Here is a 12,667-nt window from a genome sequence, read left to right on the forward strand (position 1 = left end):
TGATATCCTAGCACAATATTAGCACAGTGCTATTTGAGATTTTCAACATCCTTATTTTTCAATAAGTTAGCAACCAAAAGAATCACAAAATAGCACAGTCGTAGCACAGCATTGAGCTCTGCTACCTTTTTGGAATGTGCTAATGCCTTATGTAAAATATGATGATGAGAGCTACACAGTATTCAAACGCTCCGATAGCGGTAGCTATGCCATGCGTTTTACACTTGTAGATAAAGATGGAAAAACTACCCCGCAAATACGAATTGGACTGCGTACACGAGATGAGGCTGAAGCTCATAAACGTGCAGCAAAAGAATATCTCAATGCGCGAGTAAGATTAGAAAACAATATTCTTACTGGACCTGCCAGTTTTAAAAATGTGGCAAAGGACTACTTGAAATACTTGGAGGCACAAATCGGTGATGATCCAAAGAGACGATCCGCTTACAAACACGCTAAATCAACAATTGATCGGTTCTTTATTCCAAAGTTTGGCGAACAACCAGTTACCATGCCTTTTGAAGAAAAGTTTGAAGATTATGTTCAATGGCGAATTGTGTATTGGATAAAAGGGCCAGGTAGCAAGAAGCCAAAAGAAGAGCCAATCTATTTGCGTAACGGCAAAGAGGTAAAGCACAAGCTAGTTAAAAAACGGGCTTCTAAAAGCACACTAAAACGTGAGAATTCATTTTTACGCAGTGTATTTAATCACGCTGTTCGCAAAGGCTTGATAAGAAAAGGTGATATCCCAAAGTTGGAATTACCCAAGTTTGAACAAACTAAAAGACCCGCATTTACAAAAGAACAATATCACAGAGTATTGCAAACAGCTGAACAACGATTGTTTGAAGCAACGAATAGGCCATTGACCCAATCTGACCCCAAAGAAATGGAAGAAGAACAAGCTCAAAAGCAACGGGAAATTTATGAACACTATCAGATGTTCAATTTTGTTGAATTCGCAGTCGAAACTGGCATGAGGCCAGTTGAGCTATTTAATTTAAATTGGGGGCATTTAGAAGGTTTGGAAATAGCTCGGCAATCTCCGGCTAATGAGAGAAAACTTGTTATCAGCGCATTTGGTAAGGGGAAAAAACTACAACGTTTTGTGCCACGTCGATCTGCCATCGGTAACTTATTAAACTTGTGGGATGGTGCTGTTCAACATTTTGGCATTGAACCCAAAAAAAGTGATGCTGTTTTTAGGGACTATTTGGGCCGACGTCTCAAATCGCTTAATCGACCATTGAATAAATTATTGAAAGAGGCCGATGCGCTTTACAGTATAGGTGAAGATGAAAATAACGGCCAAAAGCTATCCACCTATTCATTTCGTCATTCTTATGCGACTTGGCAATTGGAGAAGAACCCACCTATTGACGTCTATACGCTGGCTATAAATATGCGCACATCCGTTGAGATGATTGAGAAATGGTATTCAAAAGCAAATGTGGTTAGCCAATCAGACATATTGCTGGGTGATGATGAATGGTAAAAAGTTTAAATTTTAAACTTTTTAAGATGCCCTCAGTCTCCCATTTTGCATGTTCATTTATGTTGGGTCATTCATTATTGAGATACGCACTGTGAACCCTATTTGAGCATTTAAAACAATTACAGCACTTGTTGTGTTATCCGAGCCTATGCCAAGCTTCTTTAAATTGTGGCTGATCGTATGCTGTAGGCTGCAACCAATGTGATTTAGTGCCTGTTTTGCTTTTTGCTGGATCGCTATGAAAACAAAGCTCTTTGACCTCTTCCATTGTCATAATGTAACAAACAGGGTGATCGTCTTTTGCCTTAATGGTAATTATCCACCATTTAGAACGCAGATTATCTAAGTTAGACCCCAGCCCAACTGGATCACGTTTAGAGAGCCCTTTACTTTGAACACCAAAGATTATGCTTTCATCATCATTTGAACAGAATAGATCACTACCTTTTGCGTTTCTCGCAGTCGGCATAACATTCCAACCCTTACGCGACAATTGCCAACCCACATAGTGTAATGCTGCATTTCCAGTAGCCTGAGCCGATTTGACATCCATAGTTCACTCCCAATATTTTGACGGTATTGGGTTAAACAGCAGATTATTTAACAAGTAAAGCAAACCAAATATTTGACGCAACAAATATGATGCGTGGGTACCAACTGTCGCTCATTGCTATAAACCACATTGCGCGAACGCCAACGCCAATGAATTTAAATGCAAGCACAGAACAAATTGTGCTTGCTATGAATACGATCACAATACCCATTAGCTGGACTTCGTAGTTTTGGAAGTTGATGGTTCAGCAGCAGGCTTCTTGTTTTTACCAAATGGCTTACGCTCAGAGATCAGCTTTTCAAGCCGCTGATCAAGTTCACCTGCTATAACAGCAGCACGTACAGTTTCGATTGTGCCAGCTAAATCTTCAATACCACCCACTTCAACAGATTTATGATTGTCATCCAATGGAATGATCTTGTTTCCATCTTTAAGCGTGAGCATGAGCGCACCATGCTCATTGGCCCACCACCATTTTTTAACCGGACGGCTTTGGGTGACCAGTTCTTTTTCACCTGTTTGTTCGTTTTTGACCCACCGCTTGACTTCTGCGGTATGCTCCATACCTTCACTTGCGCATTCAGCAGCCAGCAATTGTTGATCAAGTTTACGCAACAGCTTGATACGTTTACGGGCTAATGGTGTTAATGGCTGATTGGGCGTTGTGGTTGTCAGTGTGAGCTTGGACAAATTGGACATGGAAAGAACCTCAAATAATTACAGAGGCCTTTTCATCTAACGCCAAATTGCTCAAAGAGCGACCAATCTTTTGATAGCCAATTACACTAAGTTATCGGCGTTTCGGTCTGTTGAGAACACGTCTCATCAGCTCCAATGCAATTGCTGCAACGAACAAAAATAAAAAAACTACAGGTATTACAGAATTGAACTCAATCACCACCTCAATAATACCTGAAATCCCACCACAGAAAAATGCGCGAATAAAATATATACACAAGAGTGCCATTGGCGTTAGAAACGTTGCCAGAAAGCAAAGCGCACTTTCTATCCTACTTTTTGTGAAGAAAAAAATCGCTGCCGAAACCAACAAAATTGGCAGACTCCCCCAAACCATACAGTTATGATTGAAAGTGAAATGTAAGCAAAATTCACGCCATCTATATTGCAGGTTGGAGAACCATCATACCAGCTTGCGATATAAACTGCGCACAAAAACAAAGCCGCAACTATGATAACTGGAATTAAAATAAATCTATTGAGCTTCATAAGTTCTCGCAAACAAACCAATTAGTTACGTCCTGCTTTCTTAAGCATCAACATGATGAGATTTAATGAGATAACTGCCAAAATTATTGTGGGGATTGATAAAACCGGTGACTCAAAGACAAATAAGCCAAATATTTCCCATAATCCCGCAATGCCATCGCAGTAGTATGCGCGTATAAAATATATACTGGAGAAGATTATTGGTGTCAGAAATAAAGAGTAAATGCACAATGAACGTTCATTTTTACATTTTGTGAAGTGAAACCAAGCTGCTGAAGTTAGCAGGACTAACAGACAGCCTCCGAACCAAACAGTAATATTGTGAAGTATCAAAAAGGAATGAACCACACCGTCTACGTTGCATGTGTTTGGGATATGCACCCATATAGCTGAAGACAGGCAAAACCAATACAATGCTAAAATCAGTAAAATCGGTAGCACTAAAGCTTTTTTGAACCACAAATCGTTTCCCAACGCATCTGCAAATGCACTCATATGTTGCAGTAGTACAGGGTTAGTCTTACGGAAATCTGAATCAACTATTTAAAAGCACGTGCAGTCCAATTAAGAACCACACGTGCCTTTTCGCATATTGGAACGACGTAAGAACCTATGCGAAATTCTTAAATTTGATGGACCTGTGTTTAGCTGGCGCCACGTGCTGCTTTGTAAGAATTGTAGTCGCCGTAATGTTTGATCAATTGCGCTTGCACATTCGAACACTCATCATGCATTGGCACACCATTCTGTTTTGCGTCGGCATCACATTCATCAAGTTCAACATGCAGACGTTTCAACGCATCTTCGGTTAAAACAAAATCTGTGTTCTCAGCCTTTGACAAAGTCGCAGTAAACAAAACACCCAATACAACAACAGCCAATAGTTTCATTCTTACCTCCATTTAAGCAAAGCTTTGCCAATGATAGAAATACGTATTTCTACCCTATAATCGGCTTATAATATCTAATTCAACAATCGATAGCGTCTCAAAACATAATGGTCAAGCACTTTACACGGCTTTATAAATCATATTATGTCAGATCAATTGAAACAAAATATCGGTTTACGTGTGAAAACCATACGCAATCAACGCAAGCTAACTCAGGCTCAGCTTGCGGAAGCTATTGATAAGACATTTGAGGCAATATCCAATTTGGAACGTGGTAAGACAGCCCCCAATTTCTCAACATTGGCTGACATAGCACGAGTACTTCAAGTTCCCATGCGCGAGTTTTTTGAAGGAATTGATGCAGAGCTTTCAGAAGACAGGCAAGAGCTTTTCACAAAACTCAATCTTCTGGCTTCAAAAATGGATGATAAAACACTGGAGCTATATTTAAAGCTTGGTGATGTTTTGTTGGAACAAAAAACAGATTAATCACTGTTGTCATTCAGATTATTTAGAAATTCATCTAGTATTTCACGTTCGCTTGAATTAACAAATCTTCTATCAATTTCAGCAAATATTTGACTTTTGGGGAAATATTTCTTCTTGGAATCTTGATTAAAAAAAATTGTTCCGTGAATTCCTGCAACTTCTGACTTTATAACTGGACAGCCCCACAATCTTTGCAATGTCTCAGTTGTAACTTTGTCATTTGGAAGATCAGAGTCAAACTGAATATCTTGATTCAATTTTGGGAATAAAATTTTGTAGTCTTCGTGCGTACATGCAAAAATTGAATAAGTGCAATTCTCAGCTTCATCTATGATTTGTACGTTCTTAATTTGTATTTTCATGATTTGAAATACTCTGCTTCAATAAATGCAATTCCAAGTAGACTGTTATGTAGGTGTGTCGGAAAATGGTTCAGCAATCACCTGTTGCTCATCCTCAAATACAATATATCCAATTCGACTTGAATGGACTGTTTCAATGGCGTAACCGTTTTGTTCTAGCAAAGATACAAGCCCATATGCTTTTGCTAAAGCACTAGAAGCTTCAGGCTTAAACCAACTCAAACCTTTTGTATCTTTTTGAAACTTACCCTTCGACTTTGATCTAGTAAATTTATTTGGTATCGGCAAATTTTGCCTGAACCATTCAAGTAAGTCTTCAAGCTGCTCTGACGTGTATTGGTCAATTTCATCATTTTCGCGCAACTCATATGCTGCATTAAAAAAGCCTTCTCTTGCAGACATACCACAAACAATATTTTGGCGAACAAACCTAGTGAATTTCTCAGGCAACTTTCATGCCCTTTCGGAAGCCTAAATTAATAGGTACCCAAAAGAACATAACCATCCATAGAAGAAGAAGTAAAAACTCCAAAAGAGAACCATCTTCATCGATAAGAATTAGTTTGAAGGAGTAAAGTACACAGAGTAATGCACTCAAACCCAGATAAATGAATATACCTATATGACGTCTTCCCAAATCATTCGTACGCTTCACCAATATGGCTGCTTCAGGCATGATTAACATTAAGCCAGTAACACCAAATGTTATTCGGTAATTTGTATTTAACAGCATTTCATTGGTCGTGTCCCATGCATACGGATTGACGCCATTGAAATAGATGGATGAAAGGTAATCGGTAAGAGTACCGATTAAAACAATTACAATAAAACCAATCCAAAATTCATATCTGTTTATAGTCCCATTGAATGAGAAAAATAGGTGTTTTAGATTAGGCAAAATGAACCCCATTTACCAGAATACAATTCAAACGAGCATTAGGAATTATATAGAATTAATCGGTTATATTGGCCATCACCGCTGCAATTATTTCATTGAATATAGTTAATTAAATACTGGCGAGATCACCTCCATCTCAATTGTATTGATGAGACCCTCCAAATGGCGGTGTGCTTTTCTGAGTGCTTTTGCGTTCGGATTGCTGAAGTGTTTATTGAGCTCGAGCGCACCATGATAAAATCTAGCAGCATTGAGTATGCGCAAAATCACAGTCTTTTTTGGTGACCTATTTCTTGTTCTCATGCAGGAAAAATAGCTGGGCTTCATTTTCAATACATGGGTCGAAAATTCACTCTGATTATCGACAATTCGAGTTTTCAAAAATATCTCATATGACAATTCCAACAATTGCAGGTTTGGTGGCTTTGCGGGAACGGTTAATTTGGGTGGTGTTGGGGTAACTTCGACAGCTCTCATTGATGAATCCTTCTTTGTTTAATGCGCTTTGGTAGCAGTAGTATTTATCAATCCAATTCCTTTTGCTCCTGCGTAATTAATACTTTCCGCCTGCATGTTTTGAATAAATAGATTTAGAGTGGAGCAATAAAATGGAACTCATTGAACGTCGAAAAATCTATATGGACCTATCTAAAAAGTTTGAGCCAAACACGTTTTTGACACTGACAACTAACCAAACTTGGACACCCCAAAAATTGCGCAAATTGGTTGGTTCATATTTTGCAAGAATGGACCGTTGGTATTTGGGGCACACATGGCACAATGAACCATATGATCGACGCACAAATGGTATGGGTTTCATTGAGCATGAAGACAGTAACATTCACATTCATCTTTTGGTCAATTTTAAATCTGGCAATGAATGGGGAAGACGTATGATGACAGAACACTACTGGCACAACTTCTGTGAAAGTGGCTCAATTGAAATCAAACCTATTTATGACCTGAATGGCGCTGCTTATTATTGCACGAAGGAAATGACATCCACAAAATATGACGTCTATGAACAAATAGTATTTTTGCAGGATTATACGAGATCGTAACAATGGGGTATCGCCAAACCAACTAGGCAAACGCTGATATAGAGTGAGGCTATCTATCACAACTCGTTGATTCGCAACTATAGAGGGTAGGTTGATATGTAACTAAAGCTTGTATGAAGGTTAAATCTCTGCATATGTTGCAACATAGAAATTGACAAATATTAAAAGCATTTTAAAAGCACATAAATAACACAAAAATATAAAACATTGATTCTATTGTTTTATTTTAAATAATTTTAACTCCGAAGGCAGAGGTCGCAGATTCGAATTCTGCCGGGTGCACCATTCTTTTCAATGACTTAGCCAATCTCAGCCACGGAAAATTGATGTTCCGCAATGTTATCCGCAACGATATCATTTCCAATTTGGTTCATAACAGCCACAGCACGGTGCTGATGGAGAGGCGAATGTTGTTTGTAAACTTTCAACAAAGTTTCTGCTGACGTGGCGAAATATTCGACAGCGTCCTCCAGCATCATGCCTTCCTGAAATGCCCATGTGACTGCCGTATGCTTCAGTGTATGACGTACTACATCATCAAGACCAGCGAGTTTACAAGCGTTGTTAAAGCCTGTCGTTACGTTCGAGACTGGATTACCCTTGTAATGGATGACCGACTCGTTTCCATCCTCTTGCCATAACTTTGCGATCTTAACCAAGTTGGAAGGCATGGAGATCGAACCCTTGCGTTTGCTTGATTCGGTGTCCGCATATCCTTTGAAGTGAATCATCTGCTTATCCATGTCGATCCAACCGTGATGAGGTGAACGTTTCCAACGTAAATCCAAGACAGCGTTCTTCCTTCTTCCAGTGAACAGCGAGAGTATAATGAAGCGATCAATATGGGGTGGAACGTGTTTGCGAAGTGCTGACACTTCCTCTCGTGTTAACCACCTCTCTAGAGGCTTTGGTTTCTCTGGCAACTCTGCTCTGGGAGTATTAACTAACCCCATGGCCTTGGTTGCGTGATTCAATGCGGTGTTCAGCACACCTAACTCACGGCGTATCGTTGAAGGACTTACTCCGCGTTGCCGTTCATATTCAGTGCAATTCGTAAGTGTCACATCGTTCGGGGTCAGGTCACCCCAGAAGGGTGCGAGAGCTTCAATGGCATAGCCTGTGCGTTCAGGGGCTTTCTGTTTGGGACCTTTAGCATCGGCGTAGGCGTCAAGAATTATTCCAAGCTTTACTGTACTTGGGTCAACATCCCTCTGAAATGTTTTACTCTTTTCATTTAAGTATTCGCGGAGAGCCTCTTCAGCTTCATCGCGCTGTTCAAGGCGCTGGTGGCTTACAAGCACTGGAACTTGTACGTCTTTGCCGTTAATTCCGCAAAATACGGTGGATGAAATAATCGCTGCGCCAAGAACTGCACAAGCACATCGCGATTTTATGTCAAAGATACCTGCACTGCATCTCTTGGAACGTTGTGAAGACGTTGCCTATGATGATCACTTGCCAGAAGAAATGTCTGTTTTGGCGTGGAATTTGGAGCGTTGTATTTCTCCTATGTCGAGCGCGCAACGCATAGCTCAATATTCGCCCGACATCGTTTTATTATCTGAAATGGATTGCGGTATGTCCCGCACCCAGCAACAGCATACCACCAAGCTTTTGGCTGACAATTTAAACATGAACTACATCTTTGGGGTGGAGTTTTTCGAGATCGGTTTGGGGAGTGGCCCTGAACTTGAATTTGCAGAAGATGATTTTAATGCCTGTGGGTGGCATGGAAATGCAATCCTTAGCAAAGTACCGGCAAAATTTATGGCGCTCATTCGTCTAGATGATCACGGACACTGGTATTGTATGAGTGATGGCACTGATCAAAACCAGCCTCGTATCGGTGGTCGCATGGCAGTGGCTGCGATTTACCCATCGGAAAAGGGCGATGTGTGTTTTGTATCCACTCACCTTGAAAGCGCCGGTAGTTTATCAATCAGACAGTCGCAGATTGATCGCATTATCGCAGCGGTTGATACCTTTGCACCTGGCATTCCGGTTATATGCGGTGGTGATCTTAATACCGGCAATAATCTTGATGATTTTGATTGGAAGCGCGAAACACTCTTTGAGGCAGCAGAGCGTCAAGGGTTTGATTGGGATTGCAATGCGCAAGGCACGACCACTCGTCCCAGTAAGCTCACACGCTTTCCGGATCGGGCGATGAAGCTCGATTGGTTTATGAAGCGGGGTTTGACTGGCAAAGATCCTAAAATCATAGCAGCGCTTGATCGAAATAAAGAGCCAATTTCCGATCATGAACTGATAGCCGCGATTTTTCGTGTTTAACGTAGAGTATGTCTTGACCTTCATGATATGGACACTGGCACATACCATGATCTGTGATCTATTTGCCGTGGATATCAGATCTCTTGGCCAGCATGTTGATCGTCGGGATCACATCAATTTTTGCGATTTGGATTGCGATCAAGTGGCGTAGGTTTGAATATATGTGTACAATTTAACCAATGTCTTAGTGCTGAAGTTTGCGATAGATTCGAATTGAAATTGGGAAGAGCCGATTCTAAAAGACTGCCTGCGGTTTTATAGTTCAACAGCTGTTTCTTCTTTTGCAGTTCGTATCACCATCATTGTCACATAGCGCGCAATGTTGGTTTCTTCTTTTGCAAATTTTTGACACAAGGTATCAAGTTCTTCCATGTCGCGAAGGCGTAGCATTAAAACAACATCGGTTTCCCCGGTGACCGCATATACTCCGGTTACAGCAACTTCTTTGGCCATACGATTTACAAAAGCTTGCATGTGTTGTTCACCGTGAAGCTCTAAGTTTACCGTTATGATGGCTTTAATATTGCGCTCTGTTTTCTTCGGATTAAGTACCGCAACAATACGATCGATAACACCCGTTTTGTGAAGTCGCTGCATTCGACGAAGACATGAAGATGGAGATAATCCCACTTCGTCGGCCAAATCGCTGTTGGTACGACTAGCATCTGCTTGTATCAAATTAAGAAGTTTGCGGTCTATTTTATCCATATTCATAGCTTACAAGCATACACTCATTGGTGCAATAATATTGCAAAGATATGCAATTTTTGACCACATATTCGATTGCGCCTGATCTAGCATAGTTGGAAACAATGAGAGTCTTTAACTATGTTATTATCGATATTTAAAACCACATCAGAGGCACTGCGCGTTTATAAAGTTCTCCTCCTAATCATCGTTCCAATAAGTATATTTGTGGAGTTCTTATCGCGCATTGGCGTGATCAAAGCGATAGCTCCTGCCTTCTCACCACTAATGGACCTCATCGGATTGCCATCAGAATTAGGGTTGGCATTCTTAACTGCAATGTTAGTTGGAATATGGGGCGGTTTTGCGTTGTTATTCACACTTGTGCCATTAGAAACATTAAGTGTTGCTGATGTTACGGTCTTTTCTGCACTGATTTTATTTGCGCATGCCCTACCAATTGAGCAAAAGATTATTGAACAGGTGGGGCCAAGGATGATGTTTACATCTTTGCTCCGTTTTTTAGGCGGGCTGTTATATGCGTTTATCCTTCATCAGATCTTTAGCCTAACAGGTTGGCTTCAAGAGCCGGTGGTCCCCGCTTGGGTGCCGATGACGGCAAGTATGACGTGGGCCGAATTTTTACTGACCCTGTTTGAAGCGATGGCATGGATGGGTTTTATTCTGTTAGGCTTATTCTGGGCACTTGAGCTATTAAAATTATCTGGCGTTCTCGGCGCAATGATGCGGGCGATAATCCCGATGTTGCGTCTGTGCGGCATTAGCAGTGAGACAGCACCGTTAACGACAGTAGGCCTACTTTTGGGCATTTCCTACGGTGCCGGCCCGCTTATCAAAGAAGCACAATCGGGCTTGATATCGCCAAGACAGATTTTACTAAGTTGTATTTTGATGGGTTTCGCCCACAGCATGATTGAAGACACAATACTTGTCATCGCAATGGGGGCAGATGCAATTAGCGTGTTTTTTGGCAGGTTTTTATTTGCAATCATTGCAACTGCAATGTTTGCATACGCCTTAAAGCGCGTTCCAGATCGTTGGTTTTTCCTGCTGCTTTATGTTCCGCGTCGACCTAATTTGCGGGGTGCATCGGCATGTTAAATTCAGCTCGAAACTGTTTTTCAAACAAACTTTGGAACCTTTCATTCATCGGCATCCTATTGCTCGGTTTTGCTGTTGCTTCTCTTGCACCTTATCGTTCAATCATCGGAATTGAGCGTTTGGGTTTAAGCGAAATTGAATTCGCGCTTTACACAACAATTTCAGCGATAGCCACAATCTTTGTATCTATCGCAATTGGAATATTTACCGATCAAACGGGGCGTTACAAAGATGTGTTAATCGTAAGCCTTATTATTGGCTGCGTCGGTAATTCCATGTTGTTTGTTTGGCAAACCAAGCTCATGTTTATTATCACATTCATTGTGTTTTTCCCCATTGCGGCAACAGCCATTAGCCAGTTGTTTGCCTTGGCAAAACTTGCGGTGAACCGCAGTGAAGGGATAGATGGAGATTTCTCAGCGGCTGTAATTCGAGCGGCATTCGCTGGTTCGTATGCACTCACACCTCCAATATGGGCAATACTTATTCTCCAAGGTGTGGATTTGCTCACAATCTTTGGTGCAACAGCCATTGTTAATCTGATCATGATCGTTATTGTCTATCTCAAATGGCCGCAGCAAGCTGATGAGATCGACCAGTCAAAAGTCGCACCTGAATTTGGTCAGGCAATCGCTGAATTAGCGCATGTGCCGTTGTTAATTCGACTGATATTAATTTCAATTATTGGATCGTTGACGAGTTTAAATAGCACGATGGTAGGTCTGATTATTCTCAATGATTTAGGCGGAACAGAAATTGATGTCGGTTGGTTCGCGGGATTTGTTGCATTGTGCGAAATACCCATCATGATACTCAGTGCTTCGGCGTTAAAATTCGTGACTAAGCCTGTTCTGATTTTGATTGGTGTTGCATTGTTTGGGGTTTATTTAGGAGCTTTTCAGTTTCTGTCCTCAACGGATTATTTATGGTTCTTAATCATTCCAGCGAGTTTGGGCGGGGGCATTTTCATCCCCTTGGTTATTGGCTATATCCAGGAGCTAATGGATGATAAACCCGGAACAGGTGGCGCGCTCATATCGATCACCAATATTGCCGGACACTTAGTGACGGCAATCATCTTTGGCGTTTGCACTTTGTTTTTCAGCTACTCAATGACAGCTTTTATTGGTGCGATGATTGCCATCTTATCAGGCATAATTTTAGTGATTATAGACAAAGGTAGCGTTTTCAAAACCTATGCCAAGGGCACCTGATTTTGCACATATAATCGGTGCCCAAACCAAGATAAATTGTTTGTGTTCTTTGCTCTTCAAACGCCTTCGACGAATTCGAAACCTTCAAAGTTTGGATGTCCTGAATACATATGACCATTATTGCCAGCATTTTTGTGAGCCGCGCGAAAATGTTCAGATTTTGTCCAGGCGATAAAAGCGTCTTTCGTTTCCCATAAGGTATGGGAGGCATATAGTGTGATTTTACTGTCTTCATTCGCAGGGCCTTTTAAAAGATTGAACTTTATAAACCCGGGCACCTCTTCCAATTTTGAATCGCGTTCGCGCCAGACATTTTCGAAGTCAATTTCAAAACCGTCATTAATTTTAAATCTGTTCATTGCGATAAACATATATCT

At 41.0% G+C, this 12,667-nt stretch carries 15 protein-coding genes; 6 read left to right on the forward strand and 9 right to left on the reverse strand.

What is annotated here, in order from left to right:
• Positions 1–142 precede the first annotated feature (142 nt).
• Positions 143–1,495, forward strand: coding sequence for a tyrosine-type recombinase/integrase (locus tag ACZ1GZ_RS06395; RefSeq protein WP_472667639.1), 1,353 nt, complete (start codon positions 143–145; stop codon positions 1,493–1,495).
• A gap of 136 nt (positions 1,496–1,631) precedes the next feature.
• Here ACZ1GZ_RS06395 and ACZ1GZ_RS06400 read toward each other — a convergent pair whose 3' ends face one another.
• The 3 genes from ACZ1GZ_RS06400 to ACZ1GZ_RS06410 all read right to left on the reverse strand — a co-directional run bounded on the left by ACZ1GZ_RS06400 (position 1,632) and on the right by ACZ1GZ_RS06410 (position 4,165).
• Positions 1,632–2,048, reverse strand: coding sequence for a hypothetical protein (locus ACZ1GZ_RS06400; RefSeq protein WP_472667640.1), 417 nt, complete (start codon positions 2,046–2,048; stop codon positions 1,632–1,634).
• Between the two features lie 210 nt (positions 2,049–2,258).
• A complete protein-coding gene (locus ACZ1GZ_RS06405; RefSeq protein ID WP_472667641.1) occupies positions 2,259–2,747 on the reverse strand; it encodes a hypothetical protein in 489 nt (162 codons plus the stop codon).
• Positions 2,748–3,919: 1,172 nt separating this feature from the next.
• Positions 3,920–4,165 (reverse strand): hypothetical protein, encoded by a 246-nt coding sequence (locus ACZ1GZ_RS06410; RefSeq protein WP_472667642.1) that lies wholly within the window; start codon positions 4,163–4,165, stop codon positions 3,920–3,922.
• A 144-nt stretch (positions 4,166–4,309) separates the two neighbouring features.
• On the opposite strand from ACZ1GZ_RS06410, the gene ACZ1GZ_RS06415 reads away from it, so the two are divergent.
• Entirely contained in the window at positions 4,310–4,654 is a 345-nt protein-coding gene (locus tag ACZ1GZ_RS06415) for a helix-turn-helix domain-containing protein (RefSeq protein ID WP_472667643.1), read from the forward strand.
• On the opposite strand, the gene ACZ1GZ_RS06420 is transcribed toward ACZ1GZ_RS06415, so the two are convergent.
• From ACZ1GZ_RS06420 to ACZ1GZ_RS06430, 3 genes are read right to left on the reverse strand one after another with little or no spacing between them, the layout of a single operon-like run.
• Positions 4,651–5,016 carry a hypothetical protein gene (locus ACZ1GZ_RS06420; RefSeq protein WP_472667644.1) on the reverse strand — a complete coding sequence of 122 codons (366 nt, stop codon included), beginning with the start codon at positions 5,014–5,016 and terminating at the stop codon, positions 4,651–4,653. The two genes, ACZ1GZ_RS06415 and ACZ1GZ_RS06420, sit on opposite strands and share 4 nt — an antisense overlap.
• Before the next feature lie 45 nt (positions 5,017–5,061).
• Positions 5,062–5,466, reverse strand: a complete 405-nt coding sequence (locus ACZ1GZ_RS06425) for a hypothetical protein (protein ID WP_472667645.1) — start codon at positions 5,464–5,466, stop codon at positions 5,062–5,064.
• The gene (locus ACZ1GZ_RS06430; RefSeq protein ID WP_472667646.1) at positions 5,459–5,914 is read right to left on the reverse strand and encodes a DUF805 domain-containing protein; all 456 of its coding nucleotides are present in this window, start codon (positions 5,912–5,914) and stop codon (positions 5,459–5,461) included. The genes ACZ1GZ_RS06425 and ACZ1GZ_RS06430 overlap by 8 nt, the downstream gene beginning before the upstream one ends.
• A 608-nt stretch (positions 5,915–6,522) precedes the next feature.
• Between ACZ1GZ_RS06430 and ACZ1GZ_RS06435 the strand changes: the two genes are divergently transcribed.
• Positions 6,523–6,975 (forward strand): hypothetical protein, encoded by a 453-nt coding sequence (locus ACZ1GZ_RS06435; RefSeq protein ID WP_472667647.1) that lies wholly within the window; start codon positions 6,523–6,525, stop codon positions 6,973–6,975.
• A gap of 299 nt (positions 6,976–7,274) precedes the next feature.
• On the opposite strand, the gene ACZ1GZ_RS06440 is transcribed toward ACZ1GZ_RS06435, so the two are convergent.
• A complete protein-coding gene (locus ACZ1GZ_RS06440; RefSeq protein ID WP_472667648.1) occupies positions 7,275–8,276 on the reverse strand; it encodes a tyrosine-type recombinase/integrase in 1,002 nt (333 codons plus the stop codon).
• A 40-nt stretch (positions 8,277–8,316) separates the two neighbouring features.
• Between ACZ1GZ_RS06440 and ACZ1GZ_RS06445 the strand changes: the two genes are divergently transcribed.
• Positions 8,317–9,267 (forward strand): endonuclease/exonuclease/phosphatase family protein, encoded by a 951-nt coding sequence (locus tag ACZ1GZ_RS06445; protein ID WP_472667649.1) that lies wholly within the window; start codon positions 8,317–8,319, stop codon positions 9,265–9,267.
• A 255-nt stretch (positions 9,268–9,522) separates the two neighbouring features.
• Here the strand turns inward: ACZ1GZ_RS06445 and ACZ1GZ_RS06450 are convergent, their stop codons facing one another.
• Positions 9,523–9,975, reverse strand: coding sequence for an Lrp/AsnC family transcriptional regulator (locus ACZ1GZ_RS06450; protein ID WP_472667650.1), 453 nt, complete (start codon positions 9,973–9,975; stop codon positions 9,523–9,525).
• 120 nt (positions 9,976–10,095) lie between these two features.
• On the opposite strand from ACZ1GZ_RS06450, the gene ACZ1GZ_RS06455 reads away from it, so the two are divergent.
• On the forward strand, positions 10,096–11,076 hold the full coding sequence (locus ACZ1GZ_RS06455; protein ID WP_472667651.1) for a nucleoside recognition protein: 981 nt from the start codon (positions 10,096–10,098) through the stop codon (positions 11,074–11,076).
• Positions 11,070–12,290 carry an MFS transporter gene (locus tag ACZ1GZ_RS06460; protein WP_472667652.1) on the forward strand — a complete coding sequence of 407 codons (1,221 nt, stop codon included), beginning with the start codon at positions 11,070–11,072 and terminating at the stop codon, positions 12,288–12,290. Before ACZ1GZ_RS06455 ends, ACZ1GZ_RS06460 begins: the two co-directional genes overlap by 7 nt.
• A 56-nt stretch (positions 12,291–12,346) precedes the next feature.
• Here the strand turns inward: ACZ1GZ_RS06460 and hmuQ are convergent, their stop codons facing one another.
• Positions 12,347–12,661 carry a heme-degrading protein HmuQ gene (gene hmuQ, locus ACZ1GZ_RS06465; RefSeq protein ID WP_472667653.1) on the reverse strand — a complete coding sequence of 105 codons (315 nt, stop codon included), beginning with the start codon at positions 12,659–12,661 and terminating at the stop codon, positions 12,347–12,349.
• Positions 12,662–12,667 lie beyond the last annotated feature (6 nt).

Source organism: Lentilitoribacter sp. JB5-8 (genome assembly GCF_055693385.1).

What these genes read in the sequence shown, in the direction of transcription:
- ACZ1GZ_RS06395 (WP_472667639.1), top strand. Translation starts at nt 143, where the DNA reads ATGCCTTATGTAAAATATGATGATGAGAGCTACACAGTATTCAAACGC.
- ACZ1GZ_RS06400 (WP_472667640.1), bottom strand. Translation starts at nt 2,048, where the DNA reads ATGGATGTCAAATCGGCTCAGGCTACTGGAAATGCAGCATTACACTAT.
- ACZ1GZ_RS06405 (WP_472667641.1), bottom strand. Translation starts at nt 2,747, where the DNA reads ATGTCCAATTTGTCCAAGCTCACACTGACAACCACAACGCCCAATCAG.
- ACZ1GZ_RS06410 (WP_472667642.1), bottom strand. Translation starts at nt 4,165, where the DNA reads ATGAAACTATTGGCTGTTGTTGTATTGGGTGTTTTGTTTACTGCGACT.
- ACZ1GZ_RS06415 (WP_472667643.1), top strand. Translation starts at nt 4,310, where the DNA reads ATGTCAGATCAATTGAAACAAAATATCGGTTTACGTGTGAAAACCATA.
- ACZ1GZ_RS06420 (WP_472667644.1), bottom strand. Translation starts at nt 5,016, where the DNA reads ATGAAAATACAAATTAAGAACGTACAAATCATAGATGAAGCTGAGAAT.
- ACZ1GZ_RS06435 (WP_472667647.1), top strand. Translation starts at nt 6,523, where the DNA reads ATGGAACTCATTGAACGTCGAAAAATCTATATGGACCTATCTAAAAAG.
- ACZ1GZ_RS06450 (WP_472667650.1), bottom strand. Translation starts at nt 9,975, where the DNA reads ATGGATAAAATAGACCGCAAACTTCTTAATTTGATACAAGCAGATGCT.
- ACZ1GZ_RS06455 (WP_472667651.1), top strand. Translation starts at nt 10,096, where the DNA reads ATGTTATTATCGATATTTAAAACCACATCAGAGGCACTGCGCGTTTAT.
- ACZ1GZ_RS06460 (WP_472667652.1), top strand. Translation starts at nt 11,070, where the DNA reads ATGTTAAATTCAGCTCGAAACTGTTTTTCAAACAAACTTTGGAACCTT.
- hmuQ (WP_472667653.1), bottom strand. Translation starts at nt 12,661, where the DNA reads ATGTTTATCGCAATGAACAGATTTAAAATTAATGACGGTTTTGAAATT.